The sequence below is a fragment of the Herbidospora daliensis genome (assembly GCF_001570585.1).
Classification (GTDB): domain Bacteria; phylum Actinomycetota; class Actinomycetes; order Streptosporangiales; family Streptosporangiaceae; genus Herbidospora; species Herbidospora daliensis.
The window spans coordinates 421,781-443,801 of record NZ_BBXF01000003.1 but is presented as its reverse complement, the minus strand read 5'-3'; the positions used below and the strand labels follow the sequence as shown (position 1 = coordinate 443,801).

Here is a 22,021-nt window from a genome sequence, read left to right as displayed (position 1 = left end):
TACAGTGAGCAAGAGAAGGGAGGCGGATGGCACAACAGTCGGCTCCACAGCCACCCGGCCCCTATTTTTTCCTCAGCTACGCCCACACTCCGCCGAACGGACCCGAGCGTAAGCCGAACCAGTGGGTCACCAAACTCTTCAACGATCTCCGCGACCACATTCTCGAGCTCACCAATCTGACCGACGCCTCGATGGCCGGGTTCATGGACACCGGCCTTCTCTCCGGTCACATCTGGCAGAAACGCCTGGCCGAGGCGCTGGCCACCTGCCGGGTCTTCGTTCCGCTGTACAGCCCTCGCTATTTCGTGAGTCCGAACTGCGGCCGTGAGTGGACGGCGTTCCTGCAGCGGGTCAACAACCAACTCGGCCCAGACGGCCATCGGCCCGAAGCGATCATCCCGGCGTTGTGGACGCCCATGGAGCCCGAGAGACTCCCCCAGGTCGCCCGTTCCATCCAGTTCGCCCATGAAGATCTGGGCAGCCGCTACCGCGACGAGGGCTTCTACGGTCTGACGAAGCTGAGCCGCCGACGCCCTCAATACCAGCTCGCCACCTGGGAACTGGCCCGGCGCATCGTCCAGGTCGGCGAAGCGACCTGGATACGGCCGACCGAACCCCTCGACTTCGGTGCGCTGCCGAGCGCGTTCGAGGACTTCGAGGCCGAACGGCCGATGACCCTGACCATCGTCGCTCCCGACCTCGAACGACTCCCCCATGGCCGGAGCGCCTACTACTACGGTCGCGTCCCGGAGGAGTGGAATCCCTACCGCAACGAGGACCACGGCCGTTCGCTCTGCTCCTATGCGATGGAGATGGCCTACGCGCACGGCTTCCGGGCCGAGATCGGCTCGCTCTCCGCCTTCGCTCCCGACCTGGTGACGGGCAAACAGCCCAGCGGACCCGGAGTGTTGATCATCGATCCGTGGGCGCTGACGGAGCCGTCGTGCCTTTCCGCCCTGGCCGCGTTCGACCAGGCCGAGCTGCCCTGGGTGAGCGTGATCATCCCGTGGAACCTCCTCGACGAGGAGACCCAGACACGCGCGCCGCATCTCCGGTCGACACTCGCCGCGACTCTGGGCAAGCGGCTGTCCGATCCCTACACCGAATGGATCGACGACTTCTCCTCGTTCGGGCGGGCCTTTCCCGAGGCCTTGAGCCGGGCGGGCAACCAGTTCCTCAGGAAGGCCAAGCCCTATCCCCCCGAGGGACAGCACACCCGGAAATTACGACTGATGGACGCGGAGGGTCCCGATGGTTGACGAGGAAGGCCGCATCGTCACGTTCTACTCGTACAAGGGTGGAACCGGGCGCACGATGGCGCTGGCGAACACGGCCTGGATCCTGGCCGCGAGTGGGAAGCGCGTGCTCGTCGTGGACTGGGACCTGGAATCGCCGGGCCTGCACAAGTTCTTCCACCCTTTCCTCAACGAGGGGGTGATCACCTCCACCACCGGGGTGATCGACATCATCAACAACTACGTATGGGCGGCCATCCGGCCCCAGCAGCGGGCCGCCGACTGGCACCTCGAGTACGCCAGAGTGATGCCCCACGCGGTGTCCATCGACTGGGAGTTCCTCGGCGAAGGCACCCTCGACTTCATCTCCGCAGGACAGCAGAACCGCGACTATTCGTCGCTGGTGTCGACCTTCGACTGGGACAACCTCTACGAACGGCTCGGCGGGGGGCCTTTCTTCGACGCGCTGCGGGCCGACATGAAGGCCAACTACGACTACACCCTGATCGACAGCCGGACCGGGCTGAGTGACATCGCCGACATCTGCACGATCCACCTGCCCGATGTGCTCGTCGACTGCTTCACCATGGCCGACCAGAGCATCGAGGGCGCTGCCAAGATCGCCCACTACATCGACGAGCGCATCCGCACCCGCCCGATCCGCATCCTGCCCGTGCCCATGCGCATCGACGACGGGGAGAAGGAAAAACTGGACGCCGGGCGGCAACTCGCCCGCGCCCGGTTCGACCACCTGCCGAAGAACATGACGGCCGAAGAACGCAACCGATACTGGGGCGCCGTTGAGATCCCGTACAAGCGCTTCTACGCGTTCGAAGAGACGCTGGCGACCTTCGGCGACGGAGCCGGGTCGCCGACGTCGCTACTCGCCGCGTACGAGCGGCTGACCACCGCGGTCACCGAAGGCGAGGTGACCTCGCTGCCGCCGATGGAGGAGTCGCTGCGAACCCGGTGGCTGGAGGCCTTCACCCGCCGGCAGCCGGCCGAGCAGGCCGACATCCTGCTGAGCTACGTCGCCGACGACCGCATGTGGGCCGACTGGATCAGCTCGGTGCTGGAACGCACGGGCTGCCGGGTGGTGCCCCGGGCGATCTCGCCTTTCGCGTCGGAGACGCCGACCGATCCGCACATGCAGGTCATGGCGGTGCTCTCACCCGCGTACATGCGAGCGTTGAATGGCGAGGAAGGCGGCCCGCGTGCCGCGACGGACCTGCTGAACCCTCGGCAGATCACCGCGCTTCGGGTCGCCGACGTGCGCATGACGGCGCTCTTCGGTGACCAGCCGCCTGTCGATCTGCTGCGCCTGACTCCCGAGCAGGCGACGGAAGCCGTGCTGCGGGCAGCCGGCCGCGACCCGCGCGACTACCCGAGCGACCAGCTCCAGCTCGGCTCGCGATTCCCGGGCGCCGTACCGCCGATCTGGAACGTGGGCCCCCGGAACAACACGTTCACCGGCCGGAGCACCGCGATGGAGACGCTGCGCGACCAGCTCGTCGGCAGCAACCGCGCGGTGGCCCTGCCCCAGCAGGCGATCGCGCTGCACGGTCTGGGCGGCGTGGGCAAGACGCAGGTCGCGCTGGAGTACGCGCACCGCTTCCGGGCCGACTACGACCTGGTGTGGTGGATCTCCGCGGAACAGCCCGACCTGATCAACACCGCGCTCGCGGAACTCGCCACCAAGCTCAACATCCGATACGGCGACAGCGTCGTGGCCGGCGCCGAGGCCGCCCGGGAGGCGCTGCGGATCGGGCAGCTGCGCTGGCTCTTGATCTTCGACAACGCGCGTGACTCCGATCAGCTGCAGGAGTACCTTCCCGGCGGCTCCGGCCACGTCCTGGTGACCTCCCGTAACCGCTCCTGGACCGACGTCGCGACCCCGCTCGAAGTCGACGTGTTCTCCGAGGAGGAGAGTCTCGAGCACTTCGTCCGCCGGGTTCCGACGCTCGAACGGGACGAAGCGCTGAGGGTCGCCGACGCGCTGGGGCATCTGCCCCTTGCCATCGAGCAGGCGGCGGCGTGGCTGGCGGAGACCGGGGTCTCCGCGTCGACGTACCTGGAACAGCTCGACAGCCAGAGCGCCGAGATCCTGCTGACGGAGCCTCCGCGCGGATACCCGCTTCCCGTGGCGCTGACGTGGAACATCTCACTCGCCCAGTTGAAGGAGCGCTCCCCCGGCGCGGTCCGGCTTCTTCAGCTCTGCGCGTTCTTCTCTCCTGAGCCCATCTCTCAGGAGCTGGTCTACAGCGACGAGATGATGCGCTCCCTGCTGCCGCACGACCCCAGCCTTCGGGGCGAGAAGGTGATGCTCGGCCGGCTGATCCGGGAGGTGACCCGGTTCGCCCTGGCGAAGGTCGACCCCGCCACGAACACGATTCAGCTGCACCGCCTGGTCCAGACGGTCATCAGAGGACAGATGACCACCGAGGAGATCGAGGCGACGTCCCATGAGGTGCACCACATCCTGGTGGGCGCGCGACCGCGTAAAGGCGAGGTGGACGATCCCGCGAACTGGCCGCGGTACGACATCATCTGGCCTCACCTGCTGTCCTCTGAAGCGGAGAACTGCACCGAGGAGGACACTCGGAAGCTGCTGATCGACCGGGTCCGCTACTACTGCCGACGTGGCGAGTACACGAGCGCGGTCAACCTCGGTCAGCGCCTGGCCGACTTCTGGGAGGGCAAGTTCGGCCAGATCGAGCGGCAACGCCTGCTGATGCTCTACAACATCGGGAACGCCCACCGTGCTCTCGGCAAGTTCGTCCAGTCGCGCCAGCTCAGTGAGTGGACCCTGCAGCAACAGCAGGACCTGCTCGGCCTCGACCACCCCCATACCCTGCTCACTCGTGGTGGCCTGGGCGCCGACCTGCGTGCGGCCGGAGAGTTCGAAAGCGCCCTCGCGCTCGACCAGAAGACGTACGAGCTCTGGCGTGAGCTCTACGGTGAAGACCACAACCGGACTCTGAACGCGGCCAACAACCTGGCGGTGTCCTATCGGCTGGTCGGAGACTGCTTCAACGCCCGCGACCTCGACGAGGACACCTACGACCGGATGAGCCGCGTCATCGGCGCCCTCCACCCCGACACCCTGAGCACCGCTCAGAACCTCGGTCGCGACCTGCGCGAAGCCGGTTACTACCGCGAGTCGGCCGACTGGCTCGCGACGACCCTCGCCCAGTATCGCGAAGCGGTCGACGACGACCACATCGAGCTGATGCGCGCCGAGAAGAGCCTGTCGGTCTCGCTCCGCAAGGCGGGTGAGCAGGAGGAGGCCCTGGTCATCGCCCAGCGCGTGGCCGAGAAGTTCGAGCGTCTCTTCCCATCGTCGCTGGAGACACCCGCCGCCCTGCTGGAGCTGGCGTCCTGCCGTTCGGCGCTGAACGACAAGGAGGGGGCCTACCAGGTGGCTGAGCTGACCCGCCACGACTACATCAGCCGACAGGGGCCCCGGCACCCCTACACCCAGGTGGCGTCCAACAATCTGTCGATCTATCTACGCGGGCTCGGCCGCCCCGAGGAGGCGCTGGCGCTGAGTGAGGAGACGCTGGAGGGTTTCCGCGGGCACCTGGGGGCCACCCATCCGTTCACTCTGTCGTGCACGATCAACGTCGCCAACTGCCTGTCCGACCTGGGTGACCACAAGCGCGCCGAAGCCAAGCTGCGGGAGGCGTTCGAGGGTCTCACGAAGACGCTCGGGGCCCGTCACCCCGACACGCTCGTCTGCCAGGCCGATCTCGCGATCACTCTGCTGGAGTCGGGACGAACCGCGCTGGCCGGCGAGCTCCAGGCGAGCACGCTCGACACGATGATCGACAAGCTGGGTGACACCCATCCGGTGGTGATCTCACTCAAGAACTGGCGGCGGATCAACCGCGACCTGGAGCCTCAGCCGACGTGATCGGAGGTCAGCCAGACGAACACTTCCGGGAGGATGTCGAGAGCTCCGAAATGGGCGGCTCCCCGTTCGATGTGCAGTGTGGCCCCGGGGATGCGCCGTCCGAGCCATCGGGCGTGGTTCACCGGCGAGAACACGTCGTTCTCCCCGTGCCACACCAGGGTCGGCACGCGGATGGCGGCCGGATCGAAGGTCCAGTCGGTACAGAACGCGAGCACGTCGTCGACCCAGCCGTCGCTCGAGTAGCGGAGCCCTTCGGCGAAGTTGCGCAGCAGCATGCGCCGGATGCCGATATCGGCGACGACGCGCCGATCGGACTCCGGCGCCTCGAGGGTCAGCCCATGGATCTTGCTGGCGGGATCGGCCCTGATCCGCTCCGCCGCCGCCCCGAGACTGGCCGCGACCGCCGGGAGCCCGACCCGGGCCACGGTGAACTCACGGACGTTGGAGGCGGTCATGCCGTCGAACCAGTCGAGTCCATCGGCAGCCCGAGGGGCCAGCCCGACGAGAGCGGCGGCACGGACGATCCTGTCGGGCAGCAGGGCCGCGCACGCCAATGCGTGAGGGGCGCCTCCCGAACGCCCTACGACGGCGAAACGATCGAGGCCAAGGCAGTCGGCGATGGCCGCCACGTCCGCGGCCGCGCTCGCGATCGTGCGGCCGGGGTCGCGATCGGAGGCGCCGTATCCGGGACGGTCGAAGGTGATCAGCCGGATGCCGAGCTGATAGAGAACCGCGGCACGCGGCGCCGGGCCGACGCGGCTGCCGGGAGTTCCGTGGAGCAGGATCACCGGAGATCCGTCGGGTGATCCCCTCTCATCGACCGCGATCTTCCTGCCCCCGGGCCCGACCACCATCACGGTCAAGATTCCTCCTAGCACCAGCAGCTCGGAAATCCCCGCTTTACTGTACTTTGTGCTCAGTCTTCGCATATGTTCCAAGAAGGGAAGAGTGCCCAGCCCCAAGAGTCGCCCACAGCGGCACATCTTTGCCGAATCGAAATACGATAAGCAGACAATCCGGGTACGCGCAGATTGACTGGGGGGTTGCCCGTGACCGGCGGCACGCCGATCACCTGACGCCACCCGATGACTCGCAAAAAGACGTCTAGAACGCCGATTCACCACTATGCTTCAAAACCTCTGGTGTTCGGACAGGCGTCAGCATGGCCAGGCACCATATGGCACCTGGCCGCTACGGGCGTGGTGTACTTCTTGCTGCCCTCGCTACGTCCGGCCGAAAAGGAGAGTAATTTGTACTCTCCGGTCGCCTCCCCTCACCTGAGCGACAAGGCATGCAGGTCCAAGGGAAGAAACGAACAAGCCGTACGCCGAAGACATGAGCCTCCGAGGAGGCGGCAGAAACGTCGGCGGTCTAATTTCGTTCGCGCCCTCATCAGCGTGGCCGTCTCGACGATCGGGTCACGAACAGTAGGCATCATCTACCCGCTGCTCGCCCTGACGGTCATCAGCGCGTCACCCATGCAGATCGGCCTGGTGACTTTTGCGCTCACCGTTCCCGGACTGCTTTTCTACATGCCGGCCGGGCTTCTGGCTGATCGGGTCGATCCCCGATCGATCATGCTGTTCACCGAGGCCGGGCGCGCATTCGCCATCGCCACCGTATTGCTCGCAATCCTGCTCGATGATGTGACGATAACTCATATCATCATCGCGGCATTTCTGGAAGGCGGCTTCGGAGTCACGTATTCACTGGCGGAGACAGCACTTCTCGCCCGCCTTATTCCGCGCGACTCCATGAACAGCAGGCTGGTCGCCAGCGAGAGCGGCGTGCACTTCGCGGTGCTCGCCGGACGACCTCTCGGCGGCCTGCTCTACCACTTCGGGGCGCCGGTGGCCCTTGCGGTGAACGCTCTCCTGTTCCTCTGCTCCACCGGATTTCTGTCGGCCATATCCCGCCGCCGAAGAAATCACGAACCACGGGCGACCAGTTTTCGGCAGCTGATGGCGGGTATGCGCAGCCTCAGCTACCAGCGGCTCCTGGGCGAGATAAGAAGCGGAATCCAAGAGCTACGCCGGCACCGTTTCATGAAACACGCGATCTTCGCCACGACGACCACGAATCTGGCCATCAACACGGTCATCATCATTTTCATGGCCGGGTCGGCGAATCTTTCTCCCATTCTGGTGGGAATCATACTCTCCGCGGGAGGATTCGGCGGAGCGATAGGGTCCAATCTGGCGAGATTCCCATGGGTTCAGAAGCGCATCAAACCCGGCACCACGGCCCTGGTGACGCAGATGTGGATCTGGGTGTTCGCATTAATGATCACCACGCTCACCGATCCGATGTACTACGGCCTGGCGACATTGGTGACAGGATGCACCGGTTCACTGATGAACGTGTCGATCCGGATGTACGAACTGCGCGAGGTCGAGCGGTCGATGCTAGGCCGTGTGGTCAGTGTCCACCGACTCGCGTCGCACGCGGCCGTATGCGTGGCGGCCCCACTGGGCGGCTGGTTGGCCAGCGTCCAGACAAGCGGCGAAGCGACCAGGTTCATTCTCGCTTTCACGATAGCGGCCGCGGTCTGCGCCTCAGTCGCGATGCCACGCTGGCGACAGCTGCTCACCCCGGCGCGGTGAGTTCCTCCGCCTGTCGCGAGAGATGGCTCGGCAGGGCCGGAGCGGTCGAGTTCAGCGCGAGCAGCGCGTGGTCGCGCGCCACCCCGGAATGGCCCAGTCTCGATTCGATCCAGGCCGCGTAAAGGCGTACGGGGCCGCTGTCCGGGGCGTCGGCGAGCGCCTCGGCGATCTCCTTGTCGATCTCCTGGACCGACTCCTGGCCCGTCATCACCAGGGCCAGCGCATGGGCCGCCTTGGTCGAGGGCCACTGGAGGGGCGTGGCCCGCTCGAAGTCGTGCAGCGCGGCCCGGGCCTCGCCCATGCTGGCGAGGATCTCACCTCGGGCATGGAGCGCGTCGAGAGCGCTGCCGTCCTCCTCCAGAACGTCGGTCACGGCCGCGCGGGCGGCGTCGGGAGCGCCGTCGTGCCACAGTGCCCAGGCGAGTGCGGTCTTGATGCTGAGGTCGTTGGGGTATCGGCTGAGGGCCGCCGTGAGTTCGTCGACGGCCAGCGCGGGCAGCCCCTGGGCGAGACGCAGCCGGCCGATACCCACCAGCAGCCGGCCCACCGCCTCAAGGGCGCTGAGGGCCTCGAAGATCATCGCGGCTTCGCGATAATGATCGATCGCGGTGTCGTACTGCTTCTCGTGGTGAGCGATGTTCCCCAGGAACGAGTGGATCTCCGCGCTCATCCGCTGATCCCCGGCGGCTTGGCTCAGGGCTTCCGCCGCGATGGACTTGGCCTGTTCGAAGTCGCGGTCACGGACGGCCAGGTCGGCCGTACCCAGGAGATCGTCGGGGTCGGTGCCGGGAGAGGCGAGGTCGACCGGGCCGGCCGCCTGAAGAATCGGCTGGATCAGCCCGTCGTGCGACAGTTCGCACCAACCCGCCCGATCATGATGGAGCACGCCCCGCAGGTTGAGGGCATCGATGACCGCGTGGGGCATGCCTGCCGTCGTCCTCTCCCGGACCGTCACCCGGCGCCGGGTGACGAGCTGGGTGACGAACGTGCGAGCCAGCCAGACCATCAACCGGCCGGAATCGCCGTTGAGATGATCGGCCGCCACCTCTCCAGCCATCGCCTCGCAGAACGAGGTCACCTGCTTGTCGCCCGCCGCGACCTCTCCGACGTGGTTCTCCTTGATCATCCGGATGCCCGGTGAAAGCGAACGCCACAACATCGTGCAGGCCGCCTGAAGGCGGGTGGGTTCGAACCGCCATTGCTCGCGCACGGGGGTGTCCCCCGTGTGGAGGTCACGCAGGAGCTTGCCGATCGCTGCATCATCGAAGTGACGGCCCGTGCCCCGGACAGGTCCCTCGATGGCCTCGCCGGCCTGTTCGGCGTCGAGCGGGCCGAGCCGGACTCGCCGGTGATCGTCTCCGACCAGCTCGGGACAGTGAGGGAGGATCGAGGCGAGATGTTCGTCTCGGACGCACATCAGCAACCGGATGTTCTCGTCCGCGTCGAGCGCGCGTTTGAGCTGGTCGAAGAACCACTCACGGTACAGCTGACGATGGGCGACACCGTCGAAGAGCTCCTCGGCCTGGTCGACGGCCAGCAGGACCGGCACCGGATCGCCGAAAGGGTCCTGCCGGGGAAGACGGCTGCGCAGGAAGCCTTCGAGCGTCAGACCGGCCAGCCGGTTGAGTGCCTCGCCCGGCGCCCATGCCGACAGCAGGGCGAAGACATGGGGATTGTGGTGGGGAGGCAGCGCCGCGGTCGGATAGATCGATCCCTCGGCCGCCGGGAAGGCCGAACGGTAGGAGACCCGGCCGACGGGCAGGACGTCGTTCGACTCGGCCCGCACGATCGGCAGCACCCCCGCCTGTAGCAGCGAGGTCTTTCCGGCGCCCGAGGGTCCGTGCAGGATCGTCAGCCGGTTCGCCTGCCAGTGATAGGCGACTTCCTGAGCCTCACGATCCCGGCCGAAGAACCGGTGTGCGTCTTCGGCGCGGAAGGCCCGCAGGCCGACATAGGGCTCGTGCGCCATCATGCCTTCGCTGCCCCGCTTCACGTCAACCGCCCTCTAAGTTGTTCGCAGAACTCCGCCGCCGTTCCCCAGAAAATCGAGATCTTCCAGTCTTCGTAATACCGCTCCATGCGGCGTTGCAGGCCCTGTACCTCGGACCTCTTCACCTTCGGCGCCGGTTGGACGCTGACGTGCCGGCGTCGGTTGATCCCCGGTACGGCACGTTGCAGACCGTCGAACAGGATCCGGAAGTTCCAGTCTTGCAGGCTGTATCCGATGAACAGGAGCGAGCGTCTGGTGAGGGCGTCCAGAATGACCGGCGGGAGCATGACGTTTTTCTCGGCGGTCCGGTCGTAAGCCAGGTTGGCGATGAACTGGAGGTAGTCGTCCTCTGTCACGACGATGGAGGTCGGGTCCTGTAACCGGCCGTGCAGATGGTAGACGAGGGGCGTCTCAGGCTGTGGTTTCCAGCCGGCCTTGGAGCGGAAGAGCTCGCGGTCGAAGTCGATCCCGGGATTCCAGGGGCAGAGTGCCACGTTCGGGGTCTTCCCCGCGGCCTTCAGCGACTGAAGGATGAAGTCGTCGTAGTTGGTGGTCAGGAAAACGCGCAACGGAAAGTCCGCCAGCAGCGCGTGAGGTTCTCTGGGATCGGTGAAATCAGGAGCGGCGTCCGTCGCCAGCTCCTTGCAGATCTCCTCCTTGGCATGCACCGACTCGCCGTATTTCATCGCCCCGAACTGCGTGACCTTCGTGAGGTTGTCCTTGTCCCGGAACGGATACCTCCACTGGGCGGCGAGCTTGCGGCTGAGCTCCGCGCCAGATGGGAGCACTCCGGCGCAGGCACCCGCTCCGAGGAACGGCGTACACGCTCCGCTTTTCAGCTGAGAGACCAGCCGATCCCAGCTGTCGTCGTCCATTCCGTGCAAGAAACACCTCGCGGTCGAACCGGCCCACGGCCATTTCCGGCACGATATATCGGTTCTGATCGTTAGTGGGCCGGTTCGTTCGCCTGTGTGCTTGGCCTGACCGTTAAACGGCTAAACGGCGCTCTGGAACCTGGCTACCGGCTCGCCTTCGGCGCAGACGTAGGCAAGGGCCGGACTCATGACGCTCATCGAGCTGAGCTCTTTGAGCGACACCGAACCGCAGTCGATGATCCCGCCGTTCATGTTCTCGGGCATGTGCTCTCCTCGCACCCATGGGCGAGTTACGGGCATCCATTTCCCGGATTCAGGACCGGCGCCCCCGCTGGAGGCCTTCCCGCAACGTCACCATGCTTCCTTACGATTCTGTGATGAGCGGGACCGTGAATCAAGCTTTACTATTGCGGCATAATCCCAGATTCCCGTGGTGGGGCAGGGGCGGAGGTTTCAAGTGGAACGGTCGCAGGCAGCACACGCCATTCCGGACCGGCAACCCACGGTGTGGGAGAGAGTTCCACCGAAGAATCCCCACTTCACCGGCCGGGAGGGGCTTCTGAAGTCGCTCCGCGACAACATCACGCAGGTGAGCGCGGTCGTGCTGGAACCGCAGGCCCAGGCGTTACAGGGGCAGGGCGGTGTCGGGAAAACCCAGCTCGCCATCGAATACGCCTGGCGCTACCGCGGTCACTATGACGTCGTTTATTGGATTCCGGCCGAGAAACGCGAACTGGTGCCCGCTTCGCTGGCGGCGCTGGCCCCCCACCTCAACCTGCCGCCGAGCTCCGGTCTCGGCATCGAGGAGACCGCTCGCGCCGTCAAGCGGGCGCTGGAGAAGGGCGAGCCCTTCCGGCGCTGGCTCATCATCTTCGACAACGCCGACGAGCCCTCTTCACTCAGCGACTACATCCCCGCGGGGCCTGGACACGCGCTCATCACCTCCCGCAACTCCCTGTGGGCTCATCGGGTGCAGAGCGTCGGTGTCGACGTCTTCAGCCGCGAAGAGAGTTTGACGTTCCTGCGCAACCGCATCCGCAGGGAGATGCCCGACGAGACGATCAGCCTGCTGGCCGAGAAACTGGGCGACCTGCCGCTGGCCCTGGAACAGGCCGGCGCCCTCATGTACGAAACGGCGATGTCCATCGACGAGTACATCGAGCATCTGGAGGAGCAGACCACCGCCCTGATGCAGATGGGCAAGTCCGACGACTACCCCCAGTCGATGGCCGCCGCCTGGCGACTCTCGGTCCACCAGCTCCGCCGGCGGTTGCCCGAGGCGATCGAAGTCCTGCGATGCTGCGCCTTCTTCGGCCCGGAGCCCATCCCCCGTGACGTGTTCCGGAAGGGCACCGAGGCCGAGACCCCGCGTATCGCCCCCATCCTGGCCGACCCTCTGATGCTCACCAAGGCGCTCAGCGTCCTGGGCCGCTACGCGCTCGCGAAGATCGACTCGGCGACGCGCACCATCCAGGTCCACCGACTGATCCAGACCCTCCTGCGGGAGGAGCTCAACGCCACGGAGCAGCACGACATCCGGCACGAAGTCCACCTGTTGCTGGCGCACAGTGCGCCGAAGGACCCGGAAGACACGATCAACTGGAAGGCGTTCGAGGAACTCGTCCCGCACATCGCCTACTCCAACCTCGCTGAGTGCGCGACCCCGAACGTGCGCGAGTTCGCTCTGAACACCGTGCGCTACCTCTACAGGGCCGGCAACTACGAACTCGCGCGCTCCCGGGTCGAGGAACTCATCGCGAAGTGGACCGAGCGCGAAGGAACCGCCGACCACATCGACGTCCTGGTCGCCCGGAAGCACCTCGGGAACATCCTCCGCGGGATGGGCCAGTACTCCAAGGCCTACGACACCGACCACGACACCCTCGACGCGATGCGCCGAGTGCTCGGGCCCACCCATTCCGAAACGTTGTGGGCGACCAACAGCTACGGCAGCACCCTGCGGGCCCGCGGTGAATTCCAGCGGGCTCGGGAGCAGGACGACGAACTGCTGCGCTCCTACCTGTCCGTGGCCGAGCCCGACCAGGCGAGCATCTTCCGCGTACGCCACAACCTGGCCATCGACTACTCGCTGACGAGCGACTACACCACCGCGCAGGACATGTTCCAGCGGCTCATGCGCGATCTGAGCACCGCGAGGACCGGCGTGGGCTGGTCGCAGATGCTGGGCACCTGGAGCGGGTTGTCCCGGGCGGTCCGGCTGTGCGGCGACTACGAGATGGCCGTCGACCTCGGCCAGGACGCTTTCGACTACGGCAAGCAGCAGCTCACCCTCGACTCCCACCACACCTTGCTGGCCGCCAAGGACCTCTCGATCGCCAAACGGCGACGTGGCGACATCGACGAGGCGCTCGAGCTGGCCCACACCACCTACACCCGGTTGAAGCACCTGCTGGGTGACCAGCATCCTGACACCATGGCGGCGGCGGTGAACCTCTCCAACGCCTACCGGGTCAAGGACGATCTCGACCAGGCCTACCAGCTCGCCCTGGAGATCATGCCCCTCTACCCCCAGGTGTTCGACCCCGACCACCCGTTCGCGCACGCGTGCCGCGGCAATCTCGCGGTGCTGATCCGGCTGCGCGGAGACGCCAGGGGGGCGCGCGAGCTCAACCGGGAGATCGTCGACGCCCTCACCAGACGGCTGGGGCAGGAACACGACTACACCGTGACCTGCGCCATCAACCTGCTGTCCGACCTGGCCGCGACAGGCGAGCTCGACAACGCCGTCAAGGACGGCCGTGATCTGCACAAACGCCTGTCGGACGACTTCGGCGCCGACCACTTCCTGACCCTGTCGTGCGCGGCGAACCTGTCACTCGACCTCCGGGCCGTCGGGCTCACCTCCGAAGCCGACAAGGTGCAGGAAGAGACGCTCAACCGCTACCACGACCTGGGCAGCGTCAACCACCCCGACGCCGCCTACACGGCGCAGGGGCGACGGATCAACTGCGACTTCGACCCCCAGCCGATCTAGACGACATCTCGTTGCGCTTCTCCCAGGCGGTCCGGCGTGCCGCCTGGGCGTCGTGCGCCTGAGAGAGCGCCGCGGGGTCGACGTGGTCATCGAGCCACGCGTGGAGAGTACGGGCCATCCCCCGGGTGAACGCGGCACCCTCCGGGGTCAGACCACTGCCGGCGAGCAGGGCCTGGGTCGCCTCGTACGCCGCGTCACGCCACTGTGCGAACTCGACGTCGGCGAGGTGGGCACGCTCACCGGATTCGGCGAGCCGCTGACGGCGCCAGAATCCGGTCACCCCGAGGTAGGCGTATGTTCCGTTCAGCAGGCCACGGGCGGGTCGGGGGTCGGGCCGCCACGGGGCGTAGTAGAGGTCGCCGTTGTCGGGCGTCAGCAGGGGTACCACGTCGTTCAGGGCGTACAGCTTCACGTGCTGGGTCTCGTGCGCGAAGGTCTCAGCGAGCGAGACCCCGTCGGACGGCGACGAGAGGGCGATGGCGCCGAACGCGTCGCGAGACGACTCACTCTGCGGGGTGTCGCTGGGGGCGCCGATGGGAGTGAGGACGGTGACGGCTGTGGCGACCTCGTCTCTCACGGTCCAGTGGTGCTCGGTCAGCACCTGCCAGGCGTCGCGGAGCAGTGACTGCCAGAGGTCGCGTTCCCGGGCCTCTATACGGGGAAGGTCGATGCCGTCGTCGGGCCAGCGATGCGGGTCGAGGTCATCGACGGTGAGGGCGAAACCGCCGGTGGTGATGGTGGCCAGTGACCGCCATCCTTCGACTGGACTCCCGTCCACCTTGAGTCCGTCGGGACCGGTGACCAGATCGAACACGCCTCGAGCCGGGAATCCGCCGATCGACGGCAGAGTGACCCAGCCCTGCCGGGAGCTCACCGGCAGCGCGTATTCGCGGCCGGCGAGGTGGGCGGCGGCGAGGGCGACGGCGGTCAGCCGATCGGGGTCGGCGGTGCCGCGCAGCGCTTGGGCCGCCCAGGCCCCCACGGCCGGGTAGCGCAGCACGTGGCCGACCGCCCGGGGGGCGCCGGCCTCCAGATCGGCCAGCACGGCGAATGCTTCGGCGGCACGCCGGGCCGAGGGAAACGTCTCCACGACCGCGCGCAGCAACATGCGGTGTTTGCTGTATTGGGCAGCCCGGAGCTCGGCCATGGCGGGTGCGCCGCCACCGCCCGACGCCAACGCGGAGAAGGAGTCGCTGGAGACGTGGTGAGACGCGACGCTCATCGATGGCCTCTCATCCTGATCAGGTCTTCGGCGAAGACCCGGTGGATATGCCGGATGAGGGCATAGAGGTCGGCGCAGTAGACGCTGGGATTGCGGAATCCTGATTCGTCGTCGTATCGATGGGCGTAGAGGCCGCCGCCGCAGACGGCGACGACGTCACAGGCCCGACAGGTCGGGGAGAGCGCCTCGACCCCGATCTGACGGGCGACCAGTGAGGGCAGACGCAGTGCGGCGTCGAAGGGATCACGCAGCACGTGGAGGCTGGTCGCGGCGGCGCCGTGATAGGCGGATTTCAGGATGTCGGACTGTTCGATGCTGCCGTCGGTCTCGACGACCGCCAGCAAAGCAGGTGACAACCCGATCGACTCGCTTCGGGAGCCGTGGCCGCTCAGAAGGCGAAGGATCTCCGTGAAAAGGCGTATCTCGGTCTCGGCCCGGCCGTACCAGCGATCGAAGATCGGGATGAGCCAGTCCGCGTATGGTGTCGTGGTCGACTCGGCATCCCGGAACGGCGGCAGGGTCGACCAGTTCCCATGTGGCAGCAGGAAGTCGACGGACGGGGGGTCGAAGGCCAGCAGCGCCTCATAAACGCGCAGCGGATCGTTGCGTACGTCGATCGTGCAGAGAAGCCCTCCGAAAAGGCTGTGATATCGCCCGGCGGACAGCCGCTGGATCGCTTCTGCGACCTGGTCGTGACTTCCTCTCCCGTCGCGGAAAAGACGATGCCGGTCGTGCGCTTCAGCGTAACCGTCGAATGAGATGCCCACCCGGATTCCGAGTTTCTCGAAAAGTTTCAGGAACTCGTCGTCGAGGCGCATGCCGTTGGTCTGCACGCTCACGTTGACGCGGCTGCCCGTGTCCATCTGCCGGCGGATGGCCCGTACCAGATAGGCGATGAACTCCGGCCCCGCCAGCAATGGTTCCCCCCCGTGAAGAATCACGTCGACCTCGGTCAGGTCGTGGGTCATCGCGTGTTCGCCGATCCGCAGGGCCACCTTGTCGGCGATGGCCTCCGACATGCGCCTCGGCTGGTTGCGCCAGTTCTGGTCGGCCATTTCGTACACGTAGCAATGGCGGCAGGCGAGGTCGCAACGGCTGTGAATCTTCAGAATGAACTGGCGGAAGGCATGCGGTTTCCACCCCGACGCCAGGAGGGCCTCGACGTCGAGGGATGCCGGAAATGGCCGATGTCCTAATTCAGGTAACGTGATCGCGGTCCCCTTCGCCCTGTCGGCGCCGACCTGACGTACCTCCGCGATTACTGTCTCTCATGGCTTTTCCCGTCGCGTCAAGATTTCCGGCGCGGACGCCTCCTCCCACACCCGGTCGAACTGCTGGATCCAGTACCGATACCAGCGCTCATTACGCCCCGCCACCAACTCCAGATGCATGCGCGACGACGTCGACGGATTATGGAACCCGTGAAACTCGACGATCACCCGTCCGTGCGGCGTCTCCGGATCGACCAGCACCAGCGAGAATCCCGGGTTGTACGGGAACAGCCGGTAGGAGAACGCCCCTTCGGTCCGCCAGCCCGCCATGAGTTTCAGCCGGTCGAGCGCCGAAACGAGGGACTGCGGCAACCGCTGGATGGGAAACTCCAGGGAGTCGTCGAGTTGCCGGGAGGCGATGGCGATCGCGGCGGTTTCCGCGGGGTCGAGCACCACCACGCGGACCGATCCGTTGCGCCGGGCCAGGACGGTCTTGCGCAGCAGTTCGCAGGTCTGCGGCGACAGCAGGTTGACCGCCGAGGGCGCAAAGACCCGGACGTCGCGGGCGTCGCGCAATAGCGGGGCCAGCGGGGACTCTTCGAAGACGGCGCGGTCGTGCAGGAGTTCGACGGGGGACGGCGACGTGGGCACCAGGGTCAGGCGGTAGATGAGCAGGCCGACGCCTGACAGGAGTACAGCCCAGCGCAGGTCGTCGTCGAGGGCGTCGCTCACCAGCGACAGGATCGCGAACGTGAAGACGACCACGGTCAGGGCATACGTGTCGAGGTGGTTGCGGGCCTTGAGGTCGCCGACGAGGCGACGCCACCACGTCACGACCCTTCATATGCCCGTTTATCGACGTAAATCCACCCGCTAGAGTCTTGCCACTGCGCGTGTTCCCGTGATGACGTAGGCGCATAAGGGACGAACTCTAATTGGGGGTCTGGTGCTGTTCGGCCTGCCTCCGGCACGGCAGTTGCGTGCCGCCGGAGGGCTGGCGCTCGCGGCGGCGGGGCTTCTGGTCGCGGGTGCCTTCGTGAACTCGCGGGCCGTCCAGCAGGTCGCCGCGCCCACCGAACAACTGCCCCAGGTCGACGCGGCGGCCAAGGACCGGGAGCGGGCCGCCGACTGGGTGGCGCGCCAGGTCGCCGGCATCGTCGGATGCGACGCGCCGGTGTGCGCGCTGCTGGCCGGTCAGATCGAGCCGTCCCGGCTGTTGCCGTTGCGCGGGCAGGAGGAGGTCCTCAACGCCGACGTCGTCGTGGTCACCCCCGCGCTCGGTGAGCTCTTCGGCCCGGGGCTGGAGCCGGTCACCGCCGAGGAGCCGCTCGCGACCGTCGGCAGTATCAGGATCGTCCAGGTCACCCCGCAAGGAGCCGGCACGTTCGCGAAAGCGCTGGAGCGTGACAAGCGGGATCGGCGCGACGCCGGGCGGGAACTGCTGGCCAATCCCCGGCTGGCGGCGACGCCCCAAGCTACCCGGCAGCTCGCGGGCGGGGAGGTCGACGCGCGGATCCTGGTGTCACTGGCGGCGCTCGCGGCGTCACACAAGCTCTATATTCGGGAGTTCGAGGACGGCGGCAGGGACCCCCGGGAGGTGCCGTACCGGACGGTCGAGATCTCCTCCGTCGATGGGGCCGAGCCGACCAGCGCGTCGGTTTCCGGGATCATCAGGTTTCTTGAGGCACAAGAGTCACGATTTCATCCCATTGAGGTGAATATCGCTCGACCGGTCGACGCAGTGTCAACAATCCTGCGCATACGGTACACAGCGCCGAGCCCCACCGGCTCATTGTCCTCATAACGGAGCACGATGAAACTCCCTCGGTTACTCACCGGCGCCCTTCTGCTGTTCTTCCTCGCCGCTCCGGCGGCCAACGCGGCGCCGCAGGTCGGGCATGTCCGGCTCGCGCATCTGTCGCCGGACACCCCGGCGGTCGACGTCTGCCTCTATCCGTTCGGCGGCGACCGGGCCAAGCTCGTGCTCAACGCCGTCCCCTACGGCGGGGTGTCGCCCTATCAGAGCCTCGGCGCGGGGCAGTACACCGTCGCGATGCGGCCCGCCGGGGCCGGGGCGACCACGCCGCCGGTGTTGTCGGCCAACGTGCGGGTCGCGGGCGGGCAGGCGTACACGGTGGCGGGGATGGGGCCGTACAAGAGCATTCGGCTGCAGGTTCTCAACGACTCGATGGAACTTCCCGACGGGAAGGCGGGGCTGCGCGTCATCGCCGCGTCGCTCAAGGAGCGGACCGTGACGGTCTCCGCCGGGGGCATGGAGGAGGACCTGCGGTTCGCCGACACGCCCGCGTACACCGAGGTCGACGCCGCCATGCAGAAGATCACCGCCGCCGGGGGCGACGACAGCACCAGCGCCGACGTGCGGCTCGCGCCGGGGTCGACCAACACCGTCGTCGTGCTCGACGGGGAGTCCGGGTTGCGGCTGCTTCCGCTGACCGACGCGGCCGCGCCCGGAGTGACGCCCCAGGGCGCGGTCGACACGGGCATGGGCGGGCTCGCCCACGAAGGTGTTCCGGTCTGGGTGTTCGCGCTCGCGGGCGCGCTGGTGCTCGCCGTCACCGCTTTTCTTGTACGGCTTCGCACCCCCTCGGGCCGTATGAGGTGAGACGCCGGGCACTGCTGGTCGCCGTGCTGCTGACGGCCGGAGGTTCGGCGGCCGGCCCGGACCTGCCCGCCGTCCTCGCGGCGACCCCCCAGGCCGGGCCGGGCACGCCTGAGCGGCAGGCCGCCGGGTGGGGGCCGGTCGAGAACCAGGTCGCGCGGGTCACGCCGCAGGCCCCGCACGCCGAACCGGTCGAGGTGAGCATCCCCGCCATCGGGGTGCGCTCACGGCTGGAGCGGCTGACGCTCGACGCCCACGGTGTCCTGGTGCCGCCGAAGAAGGCGGAGGTCGCCGGGTGGTACGCCGGCGGCGTGCGCCCCGGCGACGCCGGTCCGGCGGTCATCGCCGGGCACCTCGACTCCACCACCGGACCGGGCGTGTTCGCCGAGCTCGGCACGCTGAAGCCGGGACACCGCGTCCTCGTCAGGCTCGAAGACCGAAAGACCGTGACGTTCCGGGTCGGCGAAGTGCGTACACATGCGAAGAAGGACTTCCCCACCCGGGACGTCTACGGCGCCTCCCCGGCCGCCGAGCTCCGGATCATCACCTGCGGCGGCGCGTTCGACGACGCCACGGGGCACTACGCCGACAACGTCATCGTCTTCGCCACGCTGGAGCGTTAGAGCCGCCAGGTGCGGACCGTTCCGTCGCGGCCGCCGGACACCACCACGGGCACGCCCTCGACCACGGTCACCGCGACCGACGTCACCCAGCCCCGGTGGCCGGTCAGCGGAGGGCCGACCGGGGTGCCGGTCATCAGGTCCCAGACGCGGACGGTGCCGTCCCAGCTGCCCGAGACGACGACCGGGCGGCCGTCGAGCTCGGTCGTCGCCAGGGCGCTGACGCGGTCGGTGTGGCCCCGGTAGGGCGAACCCAGGGGCCGGCCCGACGGGAGGTCGAAGACGCGCACGGTGTTGTCGGGGGCCGCGGTGACCGCCATGTCCGACCAGACCGCCAGCAGCTCGCCCGGCAGGGGGAAGGCGCTGCCGACGGGCTCGCCCGAGTGGAGGTCCCAGACCTCGGCGGCGCCGTCGAGAGTGGCCGTCACGGCGACGTCGCGGCCCTCGACGATGGTGAACGCCACCGCGGTCGCGCCGCCGCCGAGCTTCAGCAGGGTCTCGCCGGTCGACAGGTCGGTCACGCGGACCGAGCCGGGACCCGTGGTGACCACGGCGCGGCGGTCGCCCACCCCGGTCACGCCCAGCGACAGGACGTCGCCGGTCTCGGCGGCGAAGCCGAGCTTGCGGCCCGTCCGCAGGTCGGAGAGCCACACGCCGGCGCCGTAGCCGCCGCAGACGACGACGTCGCCGTCGACGGCCAGCGACGAGATGCTCAGGGCGTTCACCGGACGCGGCTTCCCGATCGCGGCGCCGGTGACCGCGTCGGAGACGCGGACGGTGCCGTCGCGGCCGGCCGACACGACCACCGGGCGCGCCCCGAGGGCCCCGGCGGCGACCGACAGCACCTCTCCCCGGTGTCCGGTGAACGGCGCGCCCATCGGCTGCCCGAACGCGGCGTCGACCGGGCGGCTCATCGGCGAGACGGCGACCACGGGCCGGCGGGCCGGTTCGGACGGCAGGAGCACCACGGCCGTGGCGAGCGAGGCGGCGATCAGGCCCAGCGAGCCGCCGATCAGCACCCGGCGGCGGCGGGAGGTGCGCACGTGGGCGTGCTGGCCCTCGTCGCGGGCGTGCACGAGCGTCACGAGCAGGTCGGCGGCCGTGGGGCGGTCGGCCGGGTCCTTGGCCAGGGCGGCGGCCAGGGCGGCGCGCAGGCGCGAGGGCACGAACGACAGGTCGGGCTCGCGGGTGACGATGCGGTTCATCACCGCCGGGATGCTGTCGTTGCCGAACGCCGGTTTGCCCGTCGCGGCGAACGTCATCGTGACGCCCCACGAGAACACGTCGGAGGCCGGGCCGGGGCGGCGGCCCGCCAGCTGCTCGGGCGACATGTACGCCGGGGTGCCCTGCACGCGGCTGGCCTCGGTGCCGGCGGCGTCCACGACCTGGGCGATGCCGAAGTCGATGACGCGCGGGCCGTCGGCGCCCAGCAGGATGTTGGCCGGTTTGAAGTCGCGGTGCACGATGCCCGCGCGGTGGATGGCGGCCAGCGCGGCGGCCGTGCCGACGGCCAGCCGGTCGAGGGACCCGGCGTCGCGCGGGCCCTCGCGCTTGACCAGCGACTCCAGCGACTCGCCGTCGACGTATTCGCTGACGATGAAGGGGCGTTCGCCGGTCACGTCGGCGTCGATGACGCGGGCGGTGCAGAACTGCGCCACCCGGCGGGCGGCGGCGACCTCGTTGTGGAAGTCGCGCTTGCCGAAGACGCGGGCGTGCAGGACTTTGACGGCGACCGGCTCGCCCTTGTCGGTGTGGCCGTGGAAGACGGCGCCCTGGCCGCCTTCGCCGATGAGGCCGGTCAGCGTGTAGCTCCCGACCTGCCGCGGGTCGCCCGGCCGCAGAGGTCGGGGAACCGGCATGACCACACGATAACCGCACGAACACGGTGTGAACTATTCTTTCCGCCGTGCCGGTTAGAAAGGGGCTGCTGCCGCCCGAGCTCCGCGAGCTGTTCGCCGACGACGGCGTGCGGCGCGAGCTCACCGTGGAGTTGCCTCCCGGCGTGACCGTGTGGCCCGACCCGACCTTCGAACGCGGACGCCCGCACCGGCGGCCGGCGTTCTGGCTGAGCGACGATCCCGTGTCCGGCGAGTTGTGGTCGTCGTTGCGGGCCGAGCACCCCGCCTCGGGCCTGTGGCCGCTGCTGATGGAGGAGTCGGTGCAGCCGTGGTCGGTCGGCCAGATCGCCCCCGACGACGCCGAGCGCATCGACCTGTTCCACGCCCAGGCGTTCATGGACGAGGTGTGGGCCGACTGGGTCGAGATGGCCTCCCACGACCAGATCGGCAATCTGGAGCCCTTCGGGCCCGTCTCCCCCGGCCTGGCCGAGCCCGGCGTGCCGGTCGCCCATCCCGACGTGGTCGCCGACTGGTACGCCCGCGAATTGGCCCGCAACGGCACCCCGCTGGGCCTGGTGGCCGCCGACCGGGGCGCCGACGCGCTGGCCGTCATGGGCTGGCAGGGCGCGGTGAACCACAACGAGTGGGCGGTGCCCATGGCGGCGGTCGTGCGCTCGTGGGAGGAGCGGTTCGGGGCGCGCGTGGTGGGGGTCGGCTTCAACACCCTCGACCTGAGCGTGGCCGCGCCGCCGACGACGCCGCTGCACGCCGTCCACGTGGCGGCCGAGCACTGGACGTTCTGCCCCGACACCATCGTCCAGGGACCGGGCACGCTGGAGGACTACGCCGAGCTGATCATGGGGCGGAACGCCTGGTCGTTCTGGTGGGACTGAGCCCGT

The 22,021-nt window shown here is 67.9% G+C and carries 16 protein-coding genes; 8 read left to right on the top strand and 8 right to left on the bottom strand.

Annotation, left to right across the window (positions count from 1 at the left end; genetic code table 11):
- Positions 1 to 26 precede the first annotated feature (26 nt).
- On the top strand, positions 27 to 1,259 hold the full coding sequence (locus AW274_RS17325; RefSeq protein ID WP_062433031.1) for a TIR-like protein FxsC: 1,233 nt from the start codon (positions 27 to 29) through the stop codon (positions 1,257 to 1,259).
- Positions 1,252 to 5,148 carry an FxSxx-COOH system tetratricopeptide repeat protein gene (gene fxsT, locus AW274_RS17320; protein ID WP_062433027.1) on the top strand — a complete coding sequence of 1,299 codons (3,897 nt, stop codon included), beginning with the start codon at positions 1,252 to 1,254 and terminating at the stop codon, positions 5,146 to 5,148. The genes AW274_RS17325 and fxsT (AW274_RS17320) overlap by 8 nt, the downstream gene beginning before the upstream one ends.
- On the opposite strand, the gene AW274_RS17315 is transcribed toward fxsT (AW274_RS17320), so the two are convergent.
- Positions 5,136 to 5,936, bottom strand: a complete 801-nt coding sequence (locus tag AW274_RS17315) for an alpha/beta fold hydrolase (RefSeq protein ID WP_198169259.1) — start codon at positions 5,934 to 5,936, stop codon at positions 5,136 to 5,138. The genes fxsT (AW274_RS17320) and AW274_RS17315 overlap by 13 nt on opposite strands.
- A 609-nt stretch (positions 5,937 to 6,545) precedes the next feature.
- Between AW274_RS17315 and AW274_RS17310 the strand changes: the two genes are divergently transcribed.
- Positions 6,546 to 7,751, top strand: coding sequence for an MFS transporter (locus AW274_RS17310; RefSeq protein ID WP_062433021.1), 1,206 nt, complete (start codon positions 6,546 to 6,548; stop codon positions 7,749 to 7,751).
- Here AW274_RS17310 and AW274_RS17305 read toward each other — a convergent pair.
- The 3 genes from AW274_RS17305 to AW274_RS40340 form a co-directional block, all read right to left on the bottom strand.
- Positions 7,735 to 9,744, bottom strand: coding sequence for a tetratricopeptide repeat protein (locus AW274_RS17305; protein ID WP_062433017.1), 2,010 nt, complete (start codon positions 9,742 to 9,744; stop codon positions 7,735 to 7,737). The genes AW274_RS17310 and AW274_RS17305 overlap by 17 nt on opposite strands.
- Complete coding sequence (locus tag AW274_RS17300; RefSeq protein WP_062433014.1) at positions 9,741 to 10,616, bottom strand: SIR2 family NAD-dependent protein deacylase; 876 nt, start codon at positions 10,614 to 10,616, stop codon at positions 9,741 to 9,743. The genes AW274_RS17305 and AW274_RS17300 overlap by 4 nt, the downstream gene beginning before the upstream one ends.
- Positions 10,617 to 10,736: 120 nt before the next feature.
- Complete coding sequence (locus AW274_RS40340) at positions 10,737 to 10,880, bottom strand: hypothetical protein (RefSeq protein WP_157520358.1); 144 nt, start codon at positions 10,878 to 10,880, stop codon at positions 10,737 to 10,739.
- 166 nt (positions 10,881 to 11,046) lie between these two features.
- Between AW274_RS40340 and fxsT (AW274_RS17295) the strand changes: the two genes are divergently transcribed.
- The gene (gene fxsT, locus AW274_RS17295; protein WP_369408642.1) at positions 11,047 to 13,611 is read left to right on the top strand and encodes an FxSxx-COOH system tetratricopeptide repeat protein; all 2,565 of its coding nucleotides are present in this window, start codon (positions 11,047 to 11,049) and stop codon (positions 13,609 to 13,611) included.
- Here fxsT (AW274_RS17295) and AW274_RS17290 read toward each other — a convergent pair.
- The 3 genes from AW274_RS17290 to AW274_RS17280 all read right to left on the bottom strand — a co-directional run bounded on the left by AW274_RS17290 (position 13,580) and on the right by AW274_RS17280 (position 16,878).
- Positions 13,580 to 14,833 (bottom strand): HEXXH motif domain-containing protein, encoded by a 1,254-nt coding sequence (locus tag AW274_RS17290; RefSeq protein ID WP_062433008.1) that lies wholly within the window; start codon positions 14,831 to 14,833, stop codon positions 13,580 to 13,582. The two genes, fxsT (AW274_RS17295) and AW274_RS17290, sit on opposite strands and share 32 nt — an antisense overlap.
- A complete protein-coding gene (locus AW274_RS17285) occupies positions 14,830 to 15,945 on the bottom strand; it encodes an FxsB family cyclophane-forming radical SAM/SPASM peptide maturase (RefSeq protein ID WP_269750593.1) in 1,116 nt (371 codons plus the stop codon). Before AW274_RS17285 ends, AW274_RS17290 begins: the two co-directional genes overlap by 4 nt.
- Positions 15,946 to 16,101: 156 nt before the next feature.
- On the bottom strand, positions 16,102 to 16,878 hold the full coding sequence (locus AW274_RS17280) for a hypothetical protein (protein ID WP_062433002.1): 777 nt from the start codon (positions 16,876 to 16,878) through the stop codon (positions 16,102 to 16,104).
- A 112-nt stretch (positions 16,879 to 16,990) separates the two neighbouring features.
- Between AW274_RS17280 and AW274_RS17275 the strand changes: the two genes are divergently transcribed.
- Genes AW274_RS17275 through AW274_RS17265 form a run of 3 tightly spaced genes read left to right on the top strand, consistent with a single transcriptional unit; the run spans position 16,991 to position 19,287 of the window.
- Complete coding sequence (locus AW274_RS17275; RefSeq protein WP_062432999.1) at positions 16,991 to 17,848, top strand: hypothetical protein; 858 nt, start codon at positions 16,991 to 16,993, stop codon at positions 17,846 to 17,848.
- Between the two features lie 9 nt (positions 17,849 to 17,857).
- Positions 17,858 to 18,667, top strand: a complete 810-nt coding sequence (locus AW274_RS17270) for a DUF4397 domain-containing protein (protein WP_062432996.1) — start codon at positions 17,858 to 17,860, stop codon at positions 18,665 to 18,667.
- A complete protein-coding gene (locus tag AW274_RS17265; RefSeq protein ID WP_062432993.1) occupies positions 18,664 to 19,287 on the top strand; it encodes a class F sortase in 624 nt (207 codons plus the stop codon). The genes AW274_RS17270 and AW274_RS17265 overlap by 4 nt, the downstream gene beginning before the upstream one ends.
- Here AW274_RS17265 and AW274_RS17260 read toward each other — a convergent pair.
- Entirely contained in the window at positions 19,284 to 21,143 is a 1,860-nt protein-coding gene (locus AW274_RS17260) for a serine/threonine-protein kinase (protein WP_157520355.1), read from the bottom strand. The genes AW274_RS17265 and AW274_RS17260 overlap by 4 nt on opposite strands.
- Before the next feature lie 47 nt (positions 21,144 to 21,190).
- Between AW274_RS17260 and AW274_RS17255 the strand changes: the two genes are divergently transcribed.
- The gene (locus AW274_RS17255) at positions 21,191 to 22,015 is read left to right on the top strand and encodes a DUF4253 domain-containing protein (RefSeq protein WP_062432987.1); all 825 of its coding nucleotides are present in this window, start codon (positions 21,191 to 21,193) and stop codon (positions 22,013 to 22,015) included.
- Positions 22,016 to 22,021 lie beyond the last annotated feature (6 nt).

Excerpts from the sequence above, each read along its gene's own strand:
- fxsT (WP_062433027.1), top strand. The coding sequence starts at position 1,252 with ATGGTTGACGAGGAAGGCCGCATCGTCACGTTCTACTCGTACAAGGGT.
- AW274_RS17270 (WP_062432996.1), top strand. The coding sequence starts at position 17,858 with ATGAAACTCCCTCGGTTACTCACCGGCGCCCTTCTGCTGTTCTTCCTC.
- AW274_RS17260 (WP_157520355.1), bottom strand. The coding sequence starts at position 21,143 with ATGCCGGTTCCCCGACCTCTGCGGCCGGGCGACCCGCGGCAGGTCGGG.
- AW274_RS17300 (WP_062433014.1), bottom strand. The coding sequence starts at position 10,616 with ATGGACGACGACAGCTGGGATCGGCTGGTCTCTCAGCTGAAAAGCGGA.
- AW274_RS40340 (WP_157520358.1), bottom strand. The coding sequence starts at position 10,880 with ATGCCCGAGAACATGAACGGCGGGATCATCGACTGCGGTTCGGTGTCG.
- AW274_RS17325 (WP_062433031.1), top strand. The coding sequence starts at position 27 with ATGGCACAACAGTCGGCTCCACAGCCACCCGGCCCCTATTTTTTCCTC.
- AW274_RS17290 (WP_062433008.1), bottom strand. The coding sequence starts at position 14,833 with ATGAGCGTCGCGTCTCACCACGTCTCCAGCGACTCCTTCTCCGCGTTG.